20 protein-coding genes, 1 tRNA gene and 1 riboswitch are annotated in these 22550 nt (G+C 50.2%); of the genes, 5 read left to right on the top strand and 16 right to left on the bottom strand.

Going from position 1 to position 22550, the window contains the following annotated elements; genetic code table 11:
- Positions 1 to 7: 7 nt before the first annotated feature.
- The 6 genes from ACEN2G_RS01075 to ACEN2G_RS01050 form a co-directional block, all read right to left on the bottom strand.
- The gene (locus ACEN2G_RS01075; RefSeq protein ID WP_442019604.1) at positions 8 to 712 is read right to left on the bottom strand and encodes an ATP-binding cassette domain-containing protein; all 705 of its coding nucleotides are present in this window, start codon (positions 710 to 712) and stop codon (positions 8 to 10) included.
- Positions 709 to 1593, bottom strand: a complete 885-nt coding sequence (locus tag ACEN2G_RS01070; RefSeq protein ID WP_442019603.1) for a putative selenate ABC transporter substrate-binding protein — start codon at positions 1591 to 1593, stop codon at positions 709 to 711. Before ACEN2G_RS01070 ends, ACEN2G_RS01075 begins: the two co-directional genes overlap by 4 nt.
- A 157-nt stretch (positions 1594 to 1750) precedes the next feature.
- Entirely contained in the window at positions 1751 to 2077 is a 327-nt protein-coding gene (locus ACEN2G_RS01065) for a branched-chain amino acid transporter permease (protein ID WP_442019602.1), read from the bottom strand.
- The gene (locus ACEN2G_RS01060; RefSeq protein WP_442019601.1) at positions 2074 to 2766 is read right to left on the bottom strand and encodes an AzlC family ABC transporter permease; all 693 of its coding nucleotides are present in this window, start codon (positions 2764 to 2766) and stop codon (positions 2074 to 2076) included. Before ACEN2G_RS01060 ends, ACEN2G_RS01065 begins: the two co-directional genes overlap by 4 nt.
- Before the next feature lie 152 nt (positions 2767 to 2918).
- A complete protein-coding gene (locus ACEN2G_RS01055) occupies positions 2919 to 4346 on the bottom strand; it encodes a heavy metal sensor histidine kinase (RefSeq protein ID WP_442019600.1) in 1428 nt (475 codons plus the stop codon).
- Positions 4343 to 5014 (bottom strand): heavy metal response regulator transcription factor, encoded by a 672-nt coding sequence (locus tag ACEN2G_RS01050; RefSeq protein ID WP_442019599.1) that lies wholly within the window; start codon positions 5012 to 5014, stop codon positions 4343 to 4345. The genes ACEN2G_RS01055 and ACEN2G_RS01050 overlap by 4 nt, the downstream gene beginning before the upstream one ends.
- A gap of 247 nt (positions 5015 to 5261) precedes the next feature.
- Between ACEN2G_RS01050 and uraH the strand changes: the two genes are divergently transcribed.
- Entirely contained in the window at positions 5262 to 5672 is a 411-nt protein-coding gene (gene uraH, locus ACEN2G_RS01045) for a hydroxyisourate hydrolase (RefSeq protein ID WP_442019598.1), read from the top strand.
- A gap of 203 nt (positions 5673 to 5875) precedes the next feature.
- On the opposite strand, the gene htpX is transcribed toward uraH, so the two are convergent.
- From htpX to ACEN2G_RS01000, 9 genes are all read right to left on the bottom strand, one after another.
- Positions 5876 to 6826 carry a zinc metalloprotease HtpX gene (gene htpX / locus ACEN2G_RS01040; protein ID WP_442019597.1) on the bottom strand — a complete coding sequence of 317 codons (951 nt, stop codon included), beginning with the start codon at positions 6824 to 6826 and terminating at the stop codon, positions 5876 to 5878.
- Positions 6827 to 6933: 107 nt separating this feature from the next.
- Complete coding sequence (locus tag ACEN2G_RS01035; protein WP_442019596.1) at positions 6934 to 7503, bottom strand: LemA family protein; 570 nt, start codon at positions 7501 to 7503, stop codon at positions 6934 to 6936.
- A gap of 253 nt (positions 7504 to 7756) precedes the next feature.
- Positions 7757 to 9133 (bottom strand): Re/Si-specific NAD(P)(+) transhydrogenase subunit beta, encoded by a 1377-nt coding sequence (pntB, locus tag ACEN2G_RS01030; RefSeq protein WP_442019595.1) that lies wholly within the window; start codon positions 9131 to 9133, stop codon positions 7757 to 7759.
- Positions 9134 to 9137: 4 nt separating this feature from the next.
- A complete protein-coding gene (locus ACEN2G_RS01025; RefSeq protein ID WP_442019594.1) occupies positions 9138 to 10664 on the bottom strand; it encodes a Re/Si-specific NAD(P)(+) transhydrogenase subunit alpha in 1527 nt (508 codons plus the stop codon).
- 403 nt (positions 10665 to 11067) lie between these two features.
- Complete coding sequence (locus tag ACEN2G_RS01020; RefSeq protein WP_442019593.1) at positions 11068 to 12360, bottom strand: Nramp family divalent metal transporter; 1293 nt, start codon at positions 12358 to 12360, stop codon at positions 11068 to 11070.
- 199 nt (positions 12361 to 12559) lie between these two features.
- The gene (locus ACEN2G_RS01015) at positions 12560 to 13714 is read right to left on the bottom strand and encodes a peptidoglycan DD-metalloendopeptidase family protein (protein WP_442019592.1); all 1155 of its coding nucleotides are present in this window, start codon (positions 13712 to 13714) and stop codon (positions 12560 to 12562) included.
- Positions 13715 to 13761: 47 nt separating this feature from the next.
- A complete protein-coding gene (rimI, locus tag ACEN2G_RS01010) occupies positions 13762 to 14280 on the bottom strand; it encodes a ribosomal protein S18-alanine N-acetyltransferase (RefSeq protein WP_442019591.1) in 519 nt (172 codons plus the stop codon).
- Positions 14256 to 14633, bottom strand: a complete 378-nt coding sequence (locus ACEN2G_RS01005) for a DNA polymerase III subunit psi (protein WP_442019590.1) — start codon at positions 14631 to 14633, stop codon at positions 14256 to 14258. Before ACEN2G_RS01005 ends, rimI begins: the two co-directional genes overlap by 25 nt.
- A 61-nt stretch (positions 14634 to 14694) precedes the next feature.
- A tRNA-Trp gene (locus ACEN2G_RS01000) sits at positions 14695 to 14771 on the bottom strand.
- Between the two features lie 314 nt (positions 14772 to 15085).
- Between ACEN2G_RS01000 and pyrB the strand changes: the two genes are divergently transcribed.
- From pyrB to ACEN2G_RS00980, 4 genes are all read left to right on the top strand, one after another.
- Positions 15086 to 16009, top strand: coding sequence for an aspartate carbamoyltransferase (gene pyrB / locus ACEN2G_RS00995; RefSeq protein ID WP_442019589.1), 924 nt, complete (start codon positions 15086 to 15088; stop codon positions 16007 to 16009).
- Between the two features lie 5 nt (positions 16010 to 16014).
- On the top strand, positions 16015 to 16473 hold the full coding sequence (pyrI, locus tag ACEN2G_RS00990; RefSeq protein ID WP_442019588.1) for an aspartate carbamoyltransferase regulatory subunit: 459 nt from the start codon (positions 16015 to 16017) through the stop codon (positions 16471 to 16473).
- Between the two features lie 277 nt (positions 16474 to 16750).
- A complete protein-coding gene (locus ACEN2G_RS00985) occupies positions 16751 to 18673 on the top strand; it encodes a RecQ family ATP-dependent DNA helicase (protein ID WP_442019587.1) in 1923 nt (640 codons plus the stop codon).
- A 228-nt stretch (positions 18674 to 18901) separates the two neighbouring features.
- A riboswitch (FMN riboswitch) is annotated at positions 18902 to 19072 on the top strand.
- Positions 19073 to 19219: 147 nt separating this feature from the next.
- The gene (locus ACEN2G_RS00980; protein WP_442019586.1) at positions 19220 to 19708 is read left to right on the top strand and encodes a 6,7-dimethyl-8-ribityllumazine synthase; all 489 of its coding nucleotides are present in this window, start codon (positions 19220 to 19222) and stop codon (positions 19706 to 19708) included.
- Positions 19709 to 19858: 150 nt separating this feature from the next.
- Here the strand turns inward: ACEN2G_RS00980 and clpB are convergent, their stop codons facing one another.
- Entirely contained in the window at positions 19859 to 22432 is a 2574-nt protein-coding gene (clpB, locus tag ACEN2G_RS00975) for an ATP-dependent chaperone ClpB (protein WP_442019585.1), read from the bottom strand.
- Between the last annotated feature and the right edge of the window lie 118 nt (positions 22433 to 22550).

Genomic DNA, 22550 nt, shown 5'->3' with positions numbered 1-22550 from the left:
TTAAGCATCAAAAGTTAAGGTATAAGGTGTCGAGCTCGGCGCTCGTCAAGCTATCAGCCGGTGCGTCCAGCAGCACGCGACCATCGGCTAGGCCAATAATACGAGTGCAATGGCTGAGCGCTTGCTCAAGATTATGCAGCGCCAGCACTAAGGTGTGATGACGTGCGCCTAATAGCTGTAGCAGCGCATCTGCTTGGCGTTCATCCAAGGCCGATACCGGCTCATCGCCCATAAAGATGGGCCTTTGCTGATATAAGGCTCGCCCCAAGCTAACCCGACTCTGCTGACCACCCGATAGCCGCTCTACGGGTTGCCAGAGCTGTTCGCTTAAGCCTAAGCTAGCTGCCAGCTCGGCAATCTCTGCCTTAGGTTTAGCTTGGGGGCGCACTAAATTGGCGAGGTTATACCAGAACGGCTCACTGCTCAGCCGGCCCATATAAATATTATGAAAAGCCGACAACATGGGCACCAGCCCGGGTTGTTGGGGGCACCACGCCACTTGCTCAGCACGCTGGGCACGTAATTGGCGCAGCAAGGTACTCTTGCCGCTACCCGATTTACCCAGCAAAGCCACCCGCTCGCCGGGCTGAATAGCCAGCGTCAGCTCATGCAGTACCGTTTTGCCTCCGTAGCCAATATTGTGCTGCTGCAAACGAAACAGCGGTTGGCTTAGGCTTGAAGCTGAGCTAGCGATCGGGCAACTAGTACTCACTCGGCATCCATTAAACCAATGGCCACGGCGGTATCGCGAATGGGTGTATAGTCTTGGTTGGTGGCGGGCACGAAACCAGCACGCGGAAACGCGGCCAGCAAGGTGGGATCCGTCATCGCTAACAAGGCTTTTTGTACCTGGTCTTTAAAGCCTGCACCAAAACGGGCATCAACATCACCGCGTATGGTCCATTGATAATCTGGGTAGCTAGGCGAGGCCCAAATCACTTTCACCTTACTGGCGTCTACGTTGCCCTGGGCTACTTCTGCATCCCACACCGCATAATTGAGCGCACCCACTTCGAAGGCGCCAGACTGCACCAAGCTCAAGGTACGATTATGATCGCCGGAGAAACCGACGCGCGAGAACAACTCATCGGGCGACTTGCCATAATGCTCACGCAAGAAAAATTCCGGCATTAGGCGACCAGAGGTTGAACCCTTATCACCAAAGGTGAAGCGTTTTCCGGCCAACTCTGCAGGTAATTGCTCACTTTTTTCTAGACCGGTACTGGTGTTAGCAATGATATAGCTTACAAATTCGGTATCTTCTTTACCCTGCGCTATGGCCTCACTATTGGGCACCAACTCACGGGCTTGCACGCCCGTTAAGCCACCAAACCACGCCAGCTGCACTTGGTCATTACGAAAAGCGCTCACCGCCGCAGGATAGCTTTTAACAGGCAAATATTTCACGTCCACCCCAAGCTTTTCACTCAGGTAGTCGGCTATTTTGCCGAAACGCTCGGTGAGGTGGCGCTCATCTTGGTCGGGGATGGCGGTAAACACGAAGGTCTCTGCCTGAGCTGCGGCACTGCCGGCTAAGCACAACACAGTTAAACAAGCGGCGCGCAAACGCGACCAAGCAGTAAAAGAAGTCATGACAGATCCTATCCGAAATAAATGGGAATGAATTATAGCGCATGTCAGCGTGGCAAATGCTGAATGTTTTATAAGAAACAAAAACCCCGCACTGAGCGGGGCTAGGTTTAATGGTCAGGCAAATAACAGGTAGCGAATAAATTCACCACTCACGCACTTAAACCAACCAAGCGTTGACTAGCGTCATATAGACCAGAGTGCCGCTTAAGATGCTGAGCAAGGCTTGGCCACGCCACAGTTGCAAGATGGCCACCACAGCCACGGCAAGCAACTGTGCGTAGCCATCGCTGGGCTGGCTCCAGTTATGCACATTCATGGCGTATAACGTTAGCAGCACCATCATGGCCACCGGTAAACGACGGCCTAAAATTTGAATGCGTTTATGGTGGGCAATAAAACCGCGGGCCACAAAAGGAAAGGCCCGCAGACCAAAGGTGACGGCCGCCATAATAAGGGCGGCGATTAAATAATCCAGTTCACTCATAGCGCGCCCTCACCGGCTTGGTTCGCGGCTTCCTTGCTGGATGCCGGCCACGCCAGTAACACTAATACCAGCATAACTGAGGCGGTCAATAAGAAGTACTCACTGACCCAAAAGCCCGCTACGGCCGCCGCGACTAGCCCAAGCAATACCGCCCCCCAGTCTTTTTTAGCGCGAATTTGCTCGACCGCTAACACGGTAAACAGCGCGGTTAAGGCGAAGTCTAAGCCTTGTAAACCGGGCGGTAGGCCGCGCGCCAGCACCATGCCAATGAGAGTGCCGATTATCCAATAGCCCTGATTGAGCGCGACGATTTGCAGGGCGGTTTTACTGTCTTTAACGTGACCGGAAGCGCTCAGTAAGGAGTAGGTTTCATCTGTGATGCCGAATATAAAATAGGGTCGGCCCAGTCGCCCTTTCGGCAACAGATGATAAAGCGACAAACCATAGAAAAGATGGCGAAAATTCACCAATAACGAAGCGACGGCTAAGTCCAGCCAGCCGATGCCCGCCGCCAGCATGCCCACCGCCAAATATTGCAGCGCGCCGGCATAGACTAAGATGCTCATCAAAGGTGCCCAGTACCAAGTGAGTTCGGCATCGACCCAAAGCACGCCAAACACGGCGCCCAAAGGTAAATAACCCATCATCACCGGCAGGGTCAGCGAAAAGGTGTTACGCCAGCTGTTCATGCAAGGCCTTACATTAAAATATGAGTCGAGATAAAGCCTTAAAAGTTAAGTGAAGTACGGCACAGTTGCAAGATGGCTATGCAAGATGGCCGCCCACTTATGCCGCATTAATTGCGTGATTAGTATGGATTATCTGCCGCTTGATCAGCAGATCAGACTGGTTCGCTAGGAAAAGCCAGCATAAAGCGGGTGCTTTGGGCGTCGCTTTCTACACGCACTTCGCCTTGATGCAATTGCATAATAGAGCGCACGATCGACAAGCCTAAGCCACCGGTTTGACCACGATTAGCGCGCGAGGGATCACACCGATAAAAGCGTTCAAATAACAGCGCAAGCTGCGAAGGCTCAATCACAATTCCTTGATTACTGACTTGTATCACTAGCTGCTGGTTTTGCTGAGCACAGCTAATGCGGATCGGCTGGCCCTTGGCACCGTAACGCAGCGCATTACTCAACAGATTGGCGAGTGCACGGCGCAATAAGTCTTCATCGGCCCACACTTTTACAGGCTCCAACACCCGCTCAGAAGTGAGCGTTCGCTTAGCCTCTGCGCCTTTATTGAACAAGCCTACTTCATTGAGCAGCGCCATGTCCGCCTCTTCGGCCATGCCCTCAAAGTACTCACAAAGTTGTTCGATTAGCTCGTTTAAATCGACCCACGTTTGCTGAATAGAGGCTTGCGGCTGCTCGGTTCTGGCTAAAAACAGCATACTGTCAACCATGCGTGACAAGCGCTCGTATTCTTCTTGATGGGAGCCCAGCAAGACTTCATATTCGCTCAAGGGCCGCTCTTTACGTAAGGTGTGCTCGGTTTGGCCCATTAAATTGCTTAGCGGGGTGCGAATTTCATGGGCGAGATCTTCCGAAAAGCGCGACAACTGGCCAAAACCCACCTCTAAGCGCGCCAGCATCTGATTAAGGCTGTGGGCTAAACCCTGTAATTCCTCAGGCAAATCTGCCTGCGCTAAGCGCAAATGCAAACGCCGCACATCAATCGACTCAGCTTGGCGTGCCAAGGTGCGCACCGGTTGCAAACCGCGGCGGCTCACCACGGCACCCAGCGCAAAAGCCAGCAAGGCACCCACCGCTAAGGTAATTAATAACTTTAAGCGATAGGCGGTCAGCATTTGTTCGCGTGGCGCCAGCAGTTTGCCGGCAATTAACAATAAGCTTTGTCCATCGAGCTCGGTATAACGCCAGGCTAAGCGTGCCTGTTGTTGGGCATCAAAACCCAATTGCGCCTCGTGGCTTTCGCTTAAACGAGGCAAGGGCAGCTGGCTGGGATTGACGCTGATCAGCGCCTTACCCTCGCCATCTAATACCCACAGCAGGCTATCTTGATTACCCAGCATATTGGCATACAGTTGCGGCCGACTTTGCAGCTCAGTGACGCTCTGGCTTTCGCCTAATAGTGCTTGAATATGCTCAAGTCGCCCCAGCAAACTTTGGTCGTCACGCCATGCTAATTCCCGCTGTAGCGAGTAATTCAAATAAAAACCTATGCCACCCAGTAAGCAAGTACTTACCAAAGCAAACATCAATGCCAGCCTAAAGCTAAGCGAATTGCGCCAGCGACTCACGAACGCTGCTCACACACATAGCCCATGCCGCGCATGGTATGAATTAATTTAAGCTCAAAGCCGTCATCTATCTTGGCGCGCAGTCGGCGTATGGCCACGTCCACCACATTGGTGTCGCTGTCAAAGTTCATATGCCACACCTGAGAGGCAATATAAGTGCGGGTCATCACCTCGCCTTCGTGACTAAGCAGCAATTGCAGCAAGGTAAACTCTTTATTGGTCAGCTCGATGCGCTGACCGGCACGCGTTACGCGACGGCTTAACGGCTCTAACTGCAAGTCTGCCAACTGATAGAGGGTGATTTCCCGCAGCGGCGCTCTTTGTAATAATTTGCGTGAGCGCGCCAGCAGCTCGGCAAAGGAAAAGGGCTTGGCCAGATAATCATCGGCGCCCTGCTCTAGCCCGCGCACCTTGTCTTCTACCGCATCTCGCGCAGTCAAAAAAATCACCGGCGTGCTAGAGGTGCGACGAATAATTTCCAATAATTGCCAGCCATTAAGGCCGGGCAGCATGATGTCGAGAATAATCAAATCAAACTGGCCCTCATTAATCAGATATTCGCCTTCACGGCCGTCGCTGGCCACCTCCACCGAATAACCAGACTCGCTAAAACCTTTCTTTAGATAATCTGCAATTTTAGCTTCGTCTTCGACGATCAGAATTTTCATGGGTTACCCTTAACTTTTGCCTGCTTGTGTAAGCTAATGACTGCACTTTAACACTGTTATTGATGGCCTAGTAACACAGCGAGACCAGATGACAACTTTGTAATCTAAGGGTAATGGATTTGATAGCAAGTCACAGGCATTATGGCTACAGACAAACAGCGAACATACATACCAATACCGAAAACCAATGCCGAAAGATGCGCTTAACAGTTGCCCTTTCGCACTTACACCCTAATGAGGATATAAAATGAAAAAATTAGCATATTTGATGGCTGGCACCTTGTTAGCAACCACAGCAAACTTCGCCATGGCGGCAGATAATCCGTTAAGCGTACACGTACTTAATTTAGAAAATGGCTTGCCTTCGCCAGGTGTGGAAGTGGTGTTAGAGCAACAAAATGGTGATAACTGGACCAAGCTCAATACGGGCATGACCAACGAACAAGGTCGTATTCCTGCTTTGTATCCAGAAGGTAAGAAGTTAGAGCAAGGCGTGTATCGTGTGACCTTTGAAACGGGTGATTGGTTTAAAAAGCATGACACTGCCACCTTCTTCCCTGAAGTACCGGTTATCTTCTCGGCAGATGCCAGCGTAGAGCATTACCACATTCCGCTGTTGCTGAGCCCGTACGGCTTCTCTACCTATCGCGGTAACTAAGCTTAATAAGTCTGTCATTTTTATAGCGCTTAACTTTCTAGTTATTAAATCTATAACTATTCACTTTATAGCTATTCATTTTATAGCCTAAGTTGCACTAAGTTTTTCCCTGTATTTGGCCAAGCTAATTGATTGCACAGCCAGTGACACTCGCCTTCGAGTGTCACTTTTTTTGCTCTCAAGACTGAAAAGACTGAACGCCTCTATTCTCCGCGCAATTTTTTCAGCCTATTCTCAATCGACGGATGGGTAGAAAAAATAGAGTCGCCTTTACTGAAAATATAAGCCGCCGCGCGATACTTCTCGGTAAACGACTCATACTCTTCTTGCTCCTCTTTAGGCTGATCATAATCGCCAGAAATTTTCTGTAACGCCGAAATCATGGCTTGATTGTCACCGGTAAGCTGCACCGCTGCCGCATCTGCCATGTATTCTCGGCTGCGCGATAAATAAAAATACAATACTTGGGTAATAATCGGCAGTACAAAGTTTAATACCATCAAGATCAGCTTGGCCTTGTTAGCATTATTATTTTTGCTGCGGGAAAATAAAAATAGCCGCCCCAAGATATTAGTCAGCGTTAAGATAACGTTCGCTAAAATACCCACATATAAGGTCAGCTTAGAATCACCGTGCAATATATGCCCCACCTCATGCGCAATAACGGCCTGCACTTCACTGCGCGTTAGCTTAGCGAGCAAGCCCGACGTCACGGCCACTAAGGCGTTATGACCATTCCAGCCGGCGGCAAAGGCGTTCATTTGCGCACTTTCCATGATGTACACTCGAGGTATGTAACCTAGGTTGGCGCTAATGGCCATTTCTTCGACCATGTTTACCACTTGCTTGTCTTCGCCAGACAGCACGCCTTGGGGATCTAATTCTCGATAATGAGAGCCAGACAACATCATCTTATGGCCAAACTTACTGATAATAAAAATACCGACTAAGGTGCACACCATAATACCCAAGGTAATATAAGGAATGTCAGTAAAGGTGATATACAACTGCAGATTATAGAGCAAGCCGACATTATCATCAGGCCGAAAAGCCACGTCCGCTAACAAGCCCACCACTAGCATAATGGCGATATAGCTGAGCACCACCAGCTTAGTTTTTCGGTTATTAATCTTGATTGACTCTCTAAAATCCATAGTCGATCACCGTCAATAAAAAATAGCGTTAAAAAGCCCCTTGCGGGGCTATTACTTAAAATTAAATTTAAACTTACGCTTAAACTTATACTTACAATATGACGTCATTAAAACTCTACGCGCCGAGCTTCTTCTGTCTTAATGGTGGCTTCATCTAAAGACCAGTATTCAAAATCTTGGTGTAAATCCGCAAAAATATTAGCGACCACCAAGTTTGGAAAGCTGTTTCTGGTGACGTTATAGCGCTCGATAGCATTGTTATAGGCTTTCTTGGCAAACGATAACTTGTTCTCGGTAGACACTATCTCTTCTTGCAGCTGCATCATATTTTGATCAGATTTAAGCTCAGGGTAGCTTTCTACCGCTATGTTAATGGAGCCACTGCTCACCACTTTAGACAATTCATCTTGCGCCTGCTTCACCGCTTCGGGGGAAGCATTAGGGTCCAGCGTTTGGGCGCGTAAGGCCGTCACCTTGGTAAATACCTCACTTTCATGGGTTAGGTAACGATTAACGGCGGCAATCAAGCTGTCAAACACCTTGCCACGTCTGTCTAACTGCACCGAAATCTCTTTTTCTGAGTTATGCACGGCTTCAATCTGTTGCACCAATTTGTTATAGACGGTGACCGCCCAAAATAAGATGACCAGCGCTATGCCTAAAAATATATATTCCATAAATCCTCTGCTAGCTAGTGAGCTATTCAATAAGTAACTATTAAATGAGTAAATTCAATGGGTAGCTACCCAATAAATAGCGATTAAATTAATTGTTAGAAAATGTTAAACGGATTATACCCAGCACCGCTAAGAACACCAACATACGCCCCAATCTTGCCCTATCTAACTTTTACTCTATCTAACGAAGAATCAAGAAGTAAAATAAAAAGAGCAGCCAAGCTGCTCTTTGTTTTAAAGCTTAAGTTATCTGTTACCAAGCTTTCAGTATCTTATCCACGCTGTCTTTGGCATCACCAAACAACATAACGCTGTTGTCTTTAAAGAACAGTGGGTTTTGCACGCCCGCATAGCCGGTACTCATGGAGCGTTTAAACACCACCACCTGCTGGGCTTTCCACACTTCTAGCACCGGCATACCCGCAATGGGGCTGGTGGGATCTTCTGCCGCCGAGGGGTTAACGGTATCGTTGGCGCCTATTACCAACACGGTATCGGTGTCGCTGAAATCCGCATTAATTTCGTCCATTTCCAGCACAATATCGTAAGACACTCTAGCTTCAGCCAATAGCACGTTCATGTGACCAGGCAAGCGCCCCGCCACCGGATGAATACCAAAGCGTACCTTGATACCCGCCGCTTGTAGCTTAGAGACTAATTCAGCCACCGGATATTGCGCCTGCGCCACCGCCATGCCGTAACCTGGGGTGATCACCACAGAGGTAGAGTTTTTCAAGATATCGGCCACATCTTCTGCGTTTACTTCTGTGTACTCGCCCTCTTCTTCTTCACCTTGGCTTGCCACTGTATCTGCACCAAAGCCGCCGGCAATCACTGAAATAAACGAGCGATTCATGGCCTGACACATGATGTAAGACAGAATGGCACCACTCGAGCCTACCAAGGCACCGGTGACAATCAGCAAGTCGTTAGACAGCATAAAGCCTGCTGCCGCCGCCGCCCAACCCGAATAGGAGTTGAGCATGGAGATCACCACCGGCATATCGGCACCACCAATACTGGCCACCAAATGCCAGCCAAATGCCAAGGCAATCAGCGTCATCACCAACAAGGAAAAGGTAGAGCCTTCTGCCTGTACAAACCAAATCAACAGCAGTGCTGACACCACCACCGCTAAGAGATTGAGTTTATGACGATGGGGCAGCTGTAACGCCTTAGAAGAAATGGAGCCGCGCAACTTACCAAAGGCCACAATGGAGCCGGTAAAGGTCACGGCACCAATAAAGACACCCAGAAAAATCTCAATATTATGGATATTGAGCATGGCGCCAAACAAGGGCTCATGCTCCATATAGGTATTAAAGGCAACTAACATGGCCGCAAGACCCACGAAGCTGTGCAAGATGGCTATCAGCTCCGGCATTTGGGTCATCTCGACCTTAAGCGCTAAGCGAATACCAATGGCCGCGCCTATGGCCATGGCCACAATAATCCAGCCAATAGCGGTGACGTCTGGGTTAAAGATGGTAGCTAACAAGGCAATCGCCATGCCGGCCACGCCATACCAGTTACCGGCCTTGGCCGATTCCTGTTTCGATAAACCACCCAAGCTCATAATAAAGAGCACGGCGGCCACTATATATGATGCAGTTACAAATCCATGTGACATTTGATTAGCCCTTCCTAAACATCTTCAGCATACGGTGGGTAACGGTAAAACCGCCAAACACGTTAACGGATGCGATTAATATGGCCACGAAAGCCAGAAAACTGACCAAGCCGCCGCCGCCCATTTGCGATAAGGCACCCACCACGATAATGCCGGAAATAGCGTTAGTGACCGACATTAACGGCGTATGCAAGGAGTGAGATACGTTCCACACCACGTAGTAACCTACGATACAGGCCAAGATAAATACCGTGAAATGGGAGAGAAATTCTTCCGGTGCCACCGCCGCCAGCCAAGCAAATAACAAGGCACCCACACCAAGTGCATAATATTTCATGTTGCTTGGCTTTTTCGGCGCGCGCTCGGCTGGGCTAATCACCTTAGCTTTGGCTTGCGGGGCCGCAGATACACTAATGGCCGGCGGCGGAAAGGTCACTTCGCCGTCTTTTACCACCGTCATGTTACGCAGCACCACATCATCGAAGTCGACCTTGATCTGGCCGTCTTTTTCTTTGCTGAGCAACTTGGCCAAGTTCACTAGGTTGGTGGCGTACAAGGTGGAAGACTGAGTAGGCAGGCGGCCATTGAGATCCGTATAGCCGATGATCTTGACGCCATTATCACTCACAAACAGCTCGCCGGGTTGGGTTAGCTCGCAGTTGCCGCCATTTTGCGCCGCCAGATCCACGATCACCGAGCCTGGCTGCATGGCCGCCACCATATCGGCGGTAATCAACTTAGGTGCCGGACGCCCCGGGATAAGCGCCGTGGTAATAATGATGTCGACTTCTTTGGCCTGTGCCATAAAGAGCGCCATTTCGGCGTCAATAAAGGCTTGGCTCATTTCCTTGGCATAGCCGTCGCTAGAATTGGCGTCTTCTTCATATTCCAACTCTAAAAACTCGCCCCCCATGGAATTAATTTGCTCTTTCACTTCGGGGCGCGTATCAAAGGCGCGCACCACAGCACCCAGTGATCCCGCCGCGCCTATGGCGGCAAGACCGGCCACACCGGCGCCTATCACCAACACTTTAGCGGGCGGCACCTTGCCGGCTGCAGTAATTTGACCGGTAAAGAAACGGCCAAATTCATGGGCGGCTTCTATCACGGCGCGATAGCCGGCGATATTAGCCATGGACGACAGTGCGTCCAAAGACTGAGCGCGCGAAATACGCGGCACCATGTCCATGGCCAGTACGGTGATGCCTTTCTCTTTTAGCTGTTCTACCAGCTCAGGATTTTGCGCCGGCCAAATAAAGCTGACTAAAGTAGTGCCCGCTTGCAGCTGGGCAATTTCGGCTGCGTTTGGCGCATTCACCTTGTAAATAATGTCCGCCTGCCACGCTTGAGCGGCGGTCACTAAGGTGGCGCCCGCCGCTTGATAAGCCGCGTCTTCAAAACTGGCGGTATGACCCGCACCCTGCTCTACGCTGACCTCAAAGCCCAGCTTGCAGAGCTGGTCAACGGATTTAGGCGAGGCCGCGACGCGCATCTCACCACTAAGGGTTTCCTTTGGAATTGCGATTAACATATTAAATCCCTAATTAATGTTGTTACCACAGCTTGGCTCCTTGCCCACTTTCCCAAGCGCAGCTATTACTGCTGCCGTCACTGCCACTTAACGATCTTCATCATTGCGGTTAATGAGCCGCACGCCGCCTTTAGCTCACGCTTAACTCGACAACTTATTACTCACCACCTTATTACCTACCACAAGGCGCTCTATATTGGACTCATTAACGGACTACCCCGCTAAGTTAGCATTGATTGCTTGGCAATAGGCTGATGTTTTAGCGTGCGGGATCACAAAAGAAGCGTCTGTTAGTAAAGGCCGCGTTCATCAGTGACCAATAAAGATCGGCCAATAAAAAAGCACAGGGCAAACTCTGTACTTGCCCTGTGCTTAATATCAACGAAATAACGTTAAGCTCGCCTTATTTTACAAACAGGTACCAATAAGCAAACAGCAGATTAAAGCCGGCAAAAAATAAGATTCCCAGCCAGCTGAGCACCCGCATGCCGATGCCTAACCGATAACGCTCTGGCACAGTAGGCAAGTGCATCAAGCGGTAATTTAACCAAGCGAACACCAGCGCACTGATAAAAGCCGAGATCATGGCGAATTCCAGCATGGCCAGCAGTGCGCCTTTAAAAAACATAATTATCAGCGCGCTAATAATGGCCATGCCAATCATCAAAGGATAGGTATGACGACTGCCGGTGCCCGTAGGGCCACTGCCTTGGGGTTGGCCAAACTGCACGAAACACTCACTGAGGGCACGGCTGTAGCCGTCTAGTACTGTGACTGTAGTAGAAAACATACACAGAAAGGCGATGATGGCGATCAACCAACGGCTCCACTCGCCCATCACACTGGCATATACATCCACTAATTGATGCGCAAAGCCAATACCCGAGGTGGCCAAGGTAACACCGCTGCCGTGCAGCACTAAGGCGCCCAAGGCGACAAATGCCAACGCCAGTAAAGTGGAGGTGAAATAGCCGACGTTAAAATCGACCAAGGCGTCTTTATAATCCAAGTTTTTATTCAGCGCTTTTTTCTGGCGCAACCAAACGCTGTTCCAGCTCGACAACTCAATCGGTGCTGGCATCCAGCCCATCAGGGCCACTAAAAAGCCGACCGAGGCTAAATTCCATGGGCTGGGAGCCACAAAATCCGGCGGCGCCACGGCGCCTTTATTGAGCGCAATACAGACGGCGGTTACGGTCGCTATCGCGAGGCCAACAATAATCCATTTTGTTACCCGATCCAGCGTCTTGTAATGGCCGGTGAGCAAAAACACCAAGGAGCCGGCCAGCACTATCATGCTCAGTTGAGTCACGCTTAAGCTGTCGCCGATAAATAAACCTAAGATACTGCCACAAAGCATGGCCACGCCGGCGGCACTGATCACGGCCGCAATCAGATTAAGTGCAGTAAAGAGATACAGGTAGCCGCGACCAATGCGATCGTAACCTTGAATTAAGGTTTCATCGGCCGCCATAGTGTAGCGGGCACCTATTTGAAAAAATGGGTATTTCAGCAGGTTCACTAATAAGATCAGGCCCACTAGCTGCCAGCCGTAAATGGCGCCGGCTTGCGTGGACGCCACCAAATGCGAGCCGCCGATGGCCGCCGCCGCCCCCAAAATTCCCGGACCCAACACCTGCATATAGTGGCTTATGCTGCGCGAATTGGATCTTACCTCACTCATTACCTCTGCCATCTTTATATCCTGTCACTGCTTACTGTTACGTTAAAAAAAACAGTATCAGGCGACAGACGGCCTCATAATGCAACTTTTTTAGGCGACGCGGATCTGCGTTGTGCATCTCTGCCAGCTTTGTGGGCACTGCTGATGGATGGCGATCTTAATCTTTAACTTACCGCTTATAGCTTTAAGCTTATAGCGGCCTATGGCCCACTTATTCATCGCCCCAAGACGTGCCTGTGATCCAGATGCCGGCCAGCGGCTGGTTACCTTGCAAGGTAAAAGGAATGGACTCGTTTATTCCTGAGTTATTCACTTGCAACGCCAAATGTAGATGCGGCCCAGAGCTATAACCGGTATTGCCAGAGGCGGCTATCGGTTGGCCCATTCGCACCTGATCACCTTTAGCGACGCGCAAAGATCCGGTTTGTAAATGCACATATAAGGTCATGCTGCCATCGCTATGGCGCACCCTAAGGTGATTGGCTTTGCCTCTATATTGCGACTCTAATCCGCCGCCCACATGCGAATCCACCGCGGCCACCACCACACCAGTTCGGCTAGCATATAAAGGCGTACCCACGGGCAAGGCAATATCAAGGGCATAGCGGTTAGCCGTTTTATTGTGGCTAAAGGCACCATTAAAGCCTTGGGCGATGCGATAAGGACCTATCACTGGCGAGGCGAGATCGTGCACGCGCCCTTGGTAACTGTGGGCTTGAGTGGTGCCTCTGTAGGTCAGATTTGATGCGGAATTTTGCCGGCTGGGCGTCGTTGATGGAGGAAAGTATGTGGACTTGTGAGGCGTGTTCACCTCTATTTCTGCAACATGGTTTTTAGCTAACGGCCCCAACTCTGCACCATATTGATAGCCGAAGTTATATTGATAACGCCAATCGCCGGCTTGGTTAGGCGTAAGCTTACCCATTAAGGTTTCGGTTTTCGCCGGCAGCAATACAGGCTGCTGTAGGTGCGGAGCAATCGCTAGATTATGGGTGCGAGAAAATTGTAGGTTTAAGGTGACGGGCGTATCGAGTCGATTGAGTGCGATTAAGAAGTGCCCATCGGCCTGCTCTAACACGCGCACTAATACACCATCGCGATTAAGTGCTTGCTCTTGGCCGCTGGCAGGCAAAGGCTTAACACTAAAACGCTGATTATCCATGTAGTGAGTCATGCCATTGGCATCGCGATAACGATAGCTTTCTGCCTGTGCCAGCGCGGGCCAAAGAAAGACCCAAAGCAGAAGCCAGATCAGGCTACCTATAAAGGCGGCCTTAGGTAGACTTAAGCGACCAATCACTAACTGAAATAAATATTGAAGGGTACCTAGGCTGCTGCGCAGCCGCGTCATCAATAAAGCGCCCATACTTTCATCCTTGAAAGAGAGTGAATACTAAGTATAGAAACAAGCGGCTAGTCGTACACCTTAAATGCCATTAATACCGCATCTTCCCAGCCGGTGGCCGTGGGGTAATAGTCATGGCGCTGGCTGTATTCTTGATAATCTGCCGACAGGTACAAGGCTTGCGCCTTGAGATTTGAAGCGCGCACTTCAAGCCAATGCTGAGTAATACCGCGTTCGGCGCACGCCGCCAAATAATATTCCAGCAGTTGCCGGCCAAGACCTTTGCCTTGGGCGACAGGCGCCACACAAATATTCATCAAGGTGCTTTCATCTAGCACGCCATCGGCAATAAAGTAGCCCACTAAGGTAGGCTCTGATTTAAGTGCTGGCTTAAGTGCTGGTTTAGGCGCTGGTTTAGGCGCTGGCTCTGTGGCCGACACGTCTGACCAAAGCGAGCCAGTAAAGTAGCGCTGACCAAAGCTGCTGGCCAAGGTTTCTCGCGTCCATGGGTGGCTGTGCGCCGCCTGCTCCAGCGCCTGCATAGCATCCAAGTCAGCTGGGGTTAATGCTCTAAATAACAGCGACATAAGCAGCTCCATAAGGCGCGTTTTTGTGGGGCAGATAAGGGAAAGCTGGCCTGCCAATGAAAGGCATCGAGCTCGCCATCCACATTGAGACCGAGCAGCACACGGGCACTAGGCTTATCTGTGCTAAGCCAGTCCGCTTGGCTCAAGGTGTATAATTGACTGGAAGTTAAAGACAGCGCCGTTAATAAGTCGGCGATAAAGCGCGCAGACGGCGTAGCACCGTTACCCAACACCAGCAGCACCTCAATGGGAGGCGCGACTGGCACGGGAGCCAAGGGCAGTCGCTCTGGGTGGGCGCACTGCCAGTGTGGCAAGCCTAAAAACTGCCACAGTTGTGATTGGGTCGGCGTCATCAGTACTCCCAATACTCTAGAATGCAAAAAGCCAGCTGTTAGGCTGGCTTTTTACTAAATTTGGCAGGGGTGGAGGGACTCGAACCCCCAGCCGTCGGTTTTGGAGACCGCCGTTCTACCAATTGGAACTACACCCCTGCAATACGAAGCGAATTATAGAGAACCTAGGTCAAAGGTAAAGGGCTATTTAGCATAAAGCGGTTTGTTCGCTTAATCTTTCGCCGAATTCATCAGATCTTTTGCTTCTGCCTGACATTTCTCTATAATCTGACCGATTAGCAAGCGCTGAGTGGTGAATAAATGCTTATGGCAATGTCTACCCCGTTATCCGTCTTCGGACTCGTCTCACAATGTGAGCGCGAGCGCGGCCGCTTTGGTAATCAATTAGCTCTCATGGCCCCCTATTGGGGGTTTTTTGTGGCCTTCACTTTACACCTGCAAGAGCGTTGCTGATGGCAAATCCCCTATATCAAAAGCATATTATCTCGATTTCTGACTTCTCTCGCTCTGAGCTTGAGTTGATCATAGATACCGCCGTAAAACTAAAAACTCAGCCCCACCCAGACCTATTAAAAGGCCAAGTGGTGGCCAGTTGTTTCTTTGAAGCCTCTACGCGCACCCGCTTGTCGTTTGAAACCGCGATTCAGCGCTTAGGCGGCTCAGTGATCGGTTTTTCCGATAGCACCAGCACCTCGCTAGCGAAGAAAGGCGAAACTTTGGCCGACTCGGTCAAGGTGATCAGCTCCTACGGCGATGCCTTTGTGATGCGCCACCCCCAAGAAGGTGCCGCGCGCTTAGCGTCGGAGTTTTCTTCGGTGCCGGTCATTAACGCCGGCGATGGCTCTAATCAGCATCCCACCCAAACCCTGCTCGACTTGTTTACCATCTATGAAACCCAAGGCACCTTGCAAGGGCTAACTGTGGCTTTTGTCGGCGACCTTAAATACGGTCGTACCGTGCATTCTTTGGCCCAAGCGCTGAGCTTGTTCGGCTGCAAGTTCTACTTTATTGCGCCGCAAGCGCTGTCTATGCCTGATTACTTATGCGATGAGCTGACGGAAAAAGGCATTAACTTCGAAATTTGCGACAGCATGGAAGAAGTCATGGATGAGCTGGATATCATCTACATGACGCGTGTGCAAAAAGAGCGCTTCGATGAAACAGAATATGTGCATGTGGCCTCTAAGTATGTGCTCACGCCTGAAGTACTGGAAGGCGCCAAAGACAGCCTAAAAATATTACACCCACTGCCGCGCATCGACGAGATTGCCATAGAGGTAGATGACACCCCGTATGCCTATTATTTTGAGCAGGCAGAAAACGGTGTCTATGCGCGTCAAGCTTTGCTGGCGCTGGTGTTGAACGAGAACATATGAGAGACATGATGCATAAAAGTCAACTGCAAGTGGAAGCCATTCATAATGGCACCGTCATCGATCATATTCCGGCCGGCCAAGGTATCAAAATTTTGCAGCTGTTTGGTTTGCTCAAAACCAAAGCCAAAATTACTGTCGGTTTGAACCTGCCCTCGGTGGCATTGGGCAGCAAAGACATTATTAAAGTCGAAAACGTGCGTTTATCACCGGCCCAAGCCAACCAATTGGCGTTATTTGCCCCGGATGCCACCGTTAACTTAATCGAAGACTTTGGCGTGGTAGAAAAGCTGCAGCTGCAATTACCTGAGCGCATAGAGGGTATTTTTTCTTGCCCTAACACTAACTGCATCAGCCATAACGAGCCGGTCAGCAGCAAGTTCAAGGTGCGCGCCATTAAGGGCCAAGTACGTTTTCGCTGCAGCTACTGCGAAAAGTCCTTTCACCAAGACTTTATGACGTTTTAATGTGTCCGTGAGGAGTGAAGCGGGAGGTGTGAGGGGGAGTGAGGCTTTACTCCTACCCTTTACGTCTCACGCCTCTTAGCAATAAGTGGCCAGCTAAACAAATACCAAAGCCGAGTTCCTGATTTGAGTTAGGAGCTTGGCTTTTTTAGTTTACCCTTGGGGCACCTACACTGTTTTTCTCCTTACGCCTCACGCCTTACACCTCTCGCTAATAAAGTTGCCAAAGGCTTAAGCGCCAGCCAAGCTAGTGGCATTCTTGGCAAGGGGTTGGCGGTACATGAATTTACATCAGACTTTACAGCAGTATTTTGGCTTTTCGACCTTGCGGCCCGGCCAAGAAGCGGTGATCAATACCATTATGGCCGGTCAGTCGGCTGCGGCGATTTTCCCTACCGGCTCTGGCAAATCCTTATGTTATCAGCTGCCGGCGGTATTATTACCGCACCTTACCTTAGTTATTTCCCCGTTATTGGCCTTGATGCAAGACCAATTGGCTTTCTTAGCGCGTATGAATATTCCCGCGGCCAGTATCGACTCTACGCAAAGTTTTGATGAAAGCCGTGCCGTGATGCAAGGCGTGCGTGAGGGCAACATTAAGGTATTAATGATCTCGGTAGAACGATTGAAAAATGAGCGTTTTCGCCAATTTATCGGCCAAGTGCCGATTTCACTATTGGTGGTGGACGAGGCGCACTGTATTTCTGAATGGGGCCATAACTTTCGCCCGGATTATTTAAAGCTGCCCAGTTATTGCCACAACCTTAACATTCCACAAGTACTATTACTGACCGCCACCGCCACACCGGCGGTGATTAACGACATGCAGCAAAAATTCGGTTTGGCCAGAGAAAACGTGGTGATCACCGGTTTTTATCGCCCTAACTTATACCTTGAAGTGCTGCCGGTGGCGGAGGCAGATAAAACCGCCGCCTTAATAGCACAAGTGTCACAAGATCCTGTGGCACCCACTATCGTCTATGTGACCTTGCAACACACAGCCGAATGGGTCGCCAAACAGTTAAGCGCGGCTGGTATTAATGCTCACGCCTATCACGCAGGCATGGATCAAGATAAGCGCCAAGCACTGCAACAGGCGTTTATGGGCGGTCAAATTCCTTGCATCGTCGCCACCATCGCCTTTGGTATGGGCGTGGATAAGGCAGATATTCGCCGCGTGTTTCACTTTGACTTGCCCAAGTCCATTGAAAACTACAGCCAAGAAATTGGCCGCGCCGGCCGCGATGGCCAAGCCTCACGGTGCACCCTATTAGGCAATCAAGCTGGCTTAAACGTGCTAGAAAACTTCGTGTACGGCGATACCCCAGAGCCAGAAGCCATCAAAGCCTTACTCGAACAGCTTCCCACTCACGGCGAGCCCTGGGAAATTATGCCGATCCGCTTGGCTAACGACTGCAATATTCGTTTATTGCCGCTGCGCACGCTATTGGTGTATCTGGAGCTTAATCAGATTATTGAATCGCAATACAGCTACTACGGGGATTATCGTTTTAAGTTTTTAGCCTCTCAAGACGATATTCTTAGCCGCTTTAACCCCGAACGACAGGCGTTTTTAAGCGCCGTGTTTCAGGCCTCACCCATGGCCCGCACTTGGTGCCAAGTGGACTTTGAGGTTATTTGGCAACATAGCGGCGGCGAGCGCAAGCGAGTGATTAACGCACTGGATTACTTGCACCAGCAAGGGCTGATCAGCCTCGAAAGTAAACAAATGATCGAGGTATATAAGGTGCTGCAGCCCAATTGCAATGTGACTGAGGAAACGGCACGTTTGTATCAGTTATTTTTGCAAAAAGAGCACAGCGAAGTGGCTCGTCTCAAAGAGATGATCGCATTTTTTGAAAGCACCGCGTGCTTGAGCCATCATTTAGCCGGCTATTTTGCCGATCATAATGCACCTCAAGCCTGCGGCCATTGCTCTGTGTGTGCAGGAAACGCGGCTAAGTTGCCCAAACCCAGCACGCCGCCTTTGCCCAATAGCGAGCAATTACAAGCTTGGTGCCAGCCCTTGCAGGCGCTAAGCGCACAGCCGTTAAGCCTGCACACGCTCGCCTGCTTTTTATCGGGCATTAGCACGCCATTACTGAATCGCTTAAAAGCCAAGCAACAAAGTGGCTTCGCCAAGTTAGAGCAGCACGGCTTTAACGACATTCGCAATGCGCTCGACGTGAAGGGTGAAGGGTGAAGGGTGAAGGGTGGAAAATAGTGCCAAGCACCAAGCTAGAAAATAAATACCGCCTTTGTAGCCGCTGTTTTAGCTGCGATATTCAGCGCAGCTGGATGGCTGTAAGATATGTGATTACGTGAAGCGTACAGCTTCCGGCTACCCGCAGGCTGAGTTAATAGCCATCTATAAGGCTAGGCCTTTACTAACCGGTCATAAAATCCTATATTAACCCGTCGGTTTAACCGACTTCGTTCTCGGGGCGGGGTGTAATTCCCCACCGGCGGTAAAATATGCGACCTACATCGCCCATATTCAGCCCGCGAGCGCTTTATTAGCCATAACATAGGCCAATAAAGGTCAGCAGATCTGGTGTAAACCCAGAGCCGACGGTAATAGTCCGGATGATAGAGAGCGTCAGACATGTCCTTTAATACGGCTGACTCAGCCTAGCGCTGAGATCACGCTAACCAAAGATCATGGCCAACAGCAAAGTCTCACTTTGCTTGGTGCCGTGCTTGCCTGTACGTTCGCCCTGATTCAGTAATTTTTATAACGGGATTTACCATGGATCAGAGCTTAACGAAACACACTGAATTTAACGTCCGCGACCAACGCATCGCCTTTATTCACGCCTCTTGGCATACCGACATAGTGCTTAATTGCTTAGCCGGTTTTCGCAGCCAAATAGCCGAGCTCGGTTATGACGAGGACAAGATTGACGTCATTGCCGCACCTGGCGCCTACGAAATTCCGCTGCAAGCCAAGCTATTGGCAAAATCTGGTCAATATGCGGCTATCGCCTGCAGTGGCTTAGTGGTGGATGGCGGCATTTATCGTCATGATTTTGTGGCGCAAGCGGTATGCACAGGCTTGATGCAAGTGCAGTTAGAAACCGAAGTACCGGTGCTGACCGCCATTTTAACGCCGCACCATTTTCATGAGCACGATGAGCATAAGCAGTACTACAGCCGCCACTTCGTCATCAAGGGCCAAGAGTTAGCCAATGCCGCCGATGGCGCCATGCGCATGACAGCACAAGCTAAAGCTAGCTAGTGCTGGAATTAGAAGCCGGTATGAACGACGAATATTAATTCATTACACAGCCTAATAAGATAATAAAAAAGCACCGAATCTAAGATTCGGTGCTTTTTTATTTTAGAAGGTCTGTGTTTAGCTTCTGGCTGAACGCTTACCGCTTACCTGTCATTGACTCAATATTAGCCCATTCTCATCGGCATCCAGTAATAGCGGTTTGCCCGGCATGACCTTGCCAGACAAGATAGCTTGCGCCAGCGGGTTTTCGATTCTTTGCTGAATAGCACGCTTTAATGGCCGCGCACCAAACAGCGGATCGAAACCGGCTTCGGTCAGCTGCTCCAGTAGCGGTTCGGCAACGGTTACCTCGAACCCTTTGTCCGCCAATCTCCCCATTAAACTTTGTAGCTGAATGCGAGCGATGGACTTGATTTGCTCGACCGCCAGCGGATGAAACACCACTATATCGTCAATGCGGTTAATAAATTCAGGCCTAAACTGATGGCTTAGCACGCCCATCAACATCTCTTTCATTTCGTCATAATCTTTATCGTAGCTATGCTCTTGAATCAGATCTGAACCAATATTCGAGGTCATGATCACCACAGTATTACGAAAATCCACGGTGCGGCCTTGGCCATCGGTTAAGCGGCCATCATCCAATACCTGTAATAAAATATTAAATACATCCGGATGCGCCTTCTCCACTTCATCGAGCAAGATCACCGAATACGGTTTGCGGCGCACCGCTTCCGTTAAATAACCGCCCTCTTCATAGCCCACGTAGCCCGGAGGCGCACCCACTAAGCGAGATACCGAGTGCTTTTCCATAAACTCCGACATATCGATGCGCACCATGGCATCTCGACTGTCGAACAGAAAATCTGCCAACGCCTTACAGAGCTCGGTTTTACCGACACCGGTCGGCCCCATAAATAAGAAAGAGCCTACTGGGCGATTAGGATCTGATAAGCCGGCGCGGCTACGTCGAATAGCATTGGAAACCGCATCCACGGCTTCGTTTTGGCCGATCACCTGATCGTGCAAGCTATCTTCCATACGCAGCAGTTTATCTTTTTCGCCTTCCAGCATCTTAGCCACCGGAATACCGGTCCAACGCGACAATACATCGGCAATCTCTTCGTCGGTAACGCGATTTTTCAGCAGATGCTGCTCTTGCATTTCGGCTTGGCCAGCTAAATCTAGCTGCTTTTCCAGCTCGGGAATTCGGCCATATTGCAGCTCAGACATACGGCCTAAATCGCCGGCTCGGCGCGCCACTTCCAGCTCGCGACGCACCTGCTCAAGCTCAGACTTAATATGTTGGGTGCCAGCCATGGCGGCTTTTTCTGATAGCCAAATTTCTTCGAGATCTGCGTACTCGGCTTCTTTTATCGTTAGCTCATCACGGATCAACTGCAAGCGTTTGATACTGCCTTCATCGTCTTCTTTTAACAGCGCCTGCTCTTCTAATTTAAGCTGAATAATACGCCGGTCCAGTTTATCGAGCGGCTCAGGCTTAGAATCAATTTGTAAGCGAATGCTAGAGGCGGCCTCATCAATCAAATCGATGGCTTTATCGGGTAACTGACGGTCGGCAATATAACGATGAGATAACACGGCCGCCGCCACTATGGCAGGATCGGTAATTTGCACATGGTGATGCAGCTCATAGCGCTCTTTTAAGCCGCGCAAGATGGCAATAGTGTCTTCTACCGAGGGCTCATTAATCAGTACTTTTTGAAAGCGACGCTCCAGTGCGGCATCTTTTTCAATATATTGGCGATATTCATCCAGCGTAGTAGCACCCACACAGTGCAACTCGCCGCGCGCCAAGGCCGGTTTGAGCATATTACCCGCATCCATGGCGCCTTCGCCTTTGCCGGCGCCGACCATAGTATGCAGCTCATCAATAAACAGGATCACTTGGCCTTCTTCTTTGGCCAGCTCATTGAGCAGTGCTTTAAGACGCTCTTCAAATTCGCCGCGATACTTAGCGCCCGCAATCAAGGCCCCCATATCAAGCGACAACACCCGCTTGCCTTTTAAACCTTCTGGCACTTCATTATTAATAATGCGTTGAGCCAAGCCTTCGGCGATGGCGGTTTTACCTACACCCGGTGCGCCTATCAATACCGGGTTATTTTTGGTGCGACGTTGCAACACCTGAATGGTGCGGCGAATTTCATCATCACGACCAATCACAGGGTCTAACTTGCCCTGCTCGGCGCGCTCGGTGAGGTCTATGGTGTATTTTTCTAATGCTTGGCGATTTTCTTCCGCATTAGGATCGTCGACCTTTTGCCCACCGCGTACCTCTTCGATGGCTTTACTTAAATTTTCTTTACTTAAACCAGAGCGCTTAAGCAGCTCACCCAGCTCGCCTTGTTCATCCACGGCCGCCAGCAAGAATAATTCGGAGGAGATGTAGGTGTCTTTGCGCTGTTGCGCCAATTTATCGCTCTGATTCAACAAGCGCGCTAATACAGGTGACACTTGTACGTCCACCCCTGAGCCGCTTACTTTGGGTAAGCGATCCACGGATTTATCTAACTCTACGCGTAAGGTATTGCCGTCAACGCCGGCATGACTCAGTAGCGGACGCAAAGAGCCGCCTTCTTGATTGAGCATGGCAATCAGCAAGTGTGCGGGTTCTATATAGGCATGATCTCGCCCCACCGCCATCGACTGGGCATCTTGCAGGGCAAGTTGAAATTTACTGGTAAGACGATCGAGTCGCATCAGAGCCTTCCTCCAACAACCCGCACACAGCGGGAAAAGATAGATGTTTACTGATATTAAAGATGGGGGGGAATGGTGAAATTTCAAGCTTTGGGGGAAAGAAAGCTTGAAGCGGAAA

Source organism: Oceanisphaera sp. W20_SRM_FM3 (genome assembly GCF_052119705.1).
In the GTDB taxonomy this organism is placed as follows: Bacteria; Pseudomonadota; Gammaproteobacteria; order Enterobacterales; family Aeromonadaceae; genus Oceanimonas.
The sequence above is the reverse complement of the archived record's forward strand: the minus strand, read 5'-3'. Positions and strand labels throughout refer to the sequence as shown.

Bases quoted from the DNA above. Each gene is read 5' to 3' on its own strand.
- uraH (WP_442019598.1), top strand. From the start codon at position 5,262: ATGAAAAAATTAGCATATTTGATGGCTGGCACCTTGTTAGCAACCACA.
- ACEN2G_RS01025 (WP_442019594.1), bottom strand. From the start codon at position 10,664: ATGTTAATCGCAATTCCAAAGGAAACCCTTAGTGGTGAGATGCGCGTC.
- pyrB (WP_442019589.1), top strand. From the start codon at position 15,086: ATGGCAAATCCCCTATATCAAAAGCATATTATCTCGATTTCTGACTTC.
- ACEN2G_RS01020 (WP_442019593.1), bottom strand. From the start codon at position 12,360: ATGGCAGAGGTAATGAGTGAGGTAAGATCCAATTCGCGCAGCATAAGC.
- ACEN2G_RS01050 (WP_442019599.1), bottom strand. From the start codon at position 5,014: ATGAAAATTCTGATCGTCGAAGACGAAGCTAAAATTGCAGATTATCTA.
- clpB (WP_442019585.1), bottom strand. From the start codon at position 22,432: ATGCGACTCGATCGTCTTACCAGTAAATTTCAACTTGCCCTGCAAGAT.
- ACEN2G_RS01060 (WP_442019601.1), bottom strand. From the start codon at position 2,766: ATGAACAGCTGGCGTAACACCTTTTCGCTGACCCTGCCGGTGATGATG.
- pyrI (WP_442019588.1), top strand. From the start codon at position 16,015: ATGATGCATAAAAGTCAACTGCAAGTGGAAGCCATTCATAATGGCACC.
- ACEN2G_RS00985 (WP_442019587.1), top strand. From the start codon at position 16,751: ATGAATTTACATCAGACTTTACAGCAGTATTTTGGCTTTTCGACCTTG.
- ACEN2G_RS01070 (WP_442019603.1), bottom strand. From the start codon at position 1,593: ATGACTTCTTTTACTGCTTGGTCGCGTTTGCGCGCCGCTTGTTTAACT.
- ACEN2G_RS01065 (WP_442019602.1), bottom strand. From the start codon at position 2,077: ATGAGTGAACTGGATTATTTAATCGCCGCCCTTATTATGGCGGCCGTC.
- ACEN2G_RS01005 (WP_442019590.1), bottom strand. From the start codon at position 14,633: ATGACGCCGACCCAATCACAACTGTGGCAGTTTTTAGGCTTGCCACAC.
- rimI (WP_442019591.1), bottom strand. From the start codon at position 14,280: ATGTCGCTGTTATTTAGAGCATTAACCCCAGCTGACTTGGATGCTATG.
- ACEN2G_RS01035 (WP_442019596.1), bottom strand. From the start codon at position 7,503: ATGGAATATATATTTTTAGGCATAGCGCTGGTCATCTTATTTTGGGCG.
- pntB (WP_442019595.1), bottom strand. From the start codon at position 9,133: ATGTCACATGGATTTGTAACTGCATCATATATAGTGGCCGCCGTGCTC.
- ACEN2G_RS00980 (WP_442019586.1), top strand. From the start codon at position 19,220: ATGGATCAGAGCTTAACGAAACACACTGAATTTAACGTCCGCGACCAA.
- ACEN2G_RS01015 (WP_442019592.1), bottom strand. From the start codon at position 13,714: ATGGGCGCTTTATTGATGACGCGGCTGCGCAGCAGCCTAGGTACCCTT.
- htpX (WP_442019597.1), bottom strand. From the start codon at position 6,826: ATGGATTTTAGAGAGTCAATCAAGATTAATAACCGAAAAACTAAGCTG.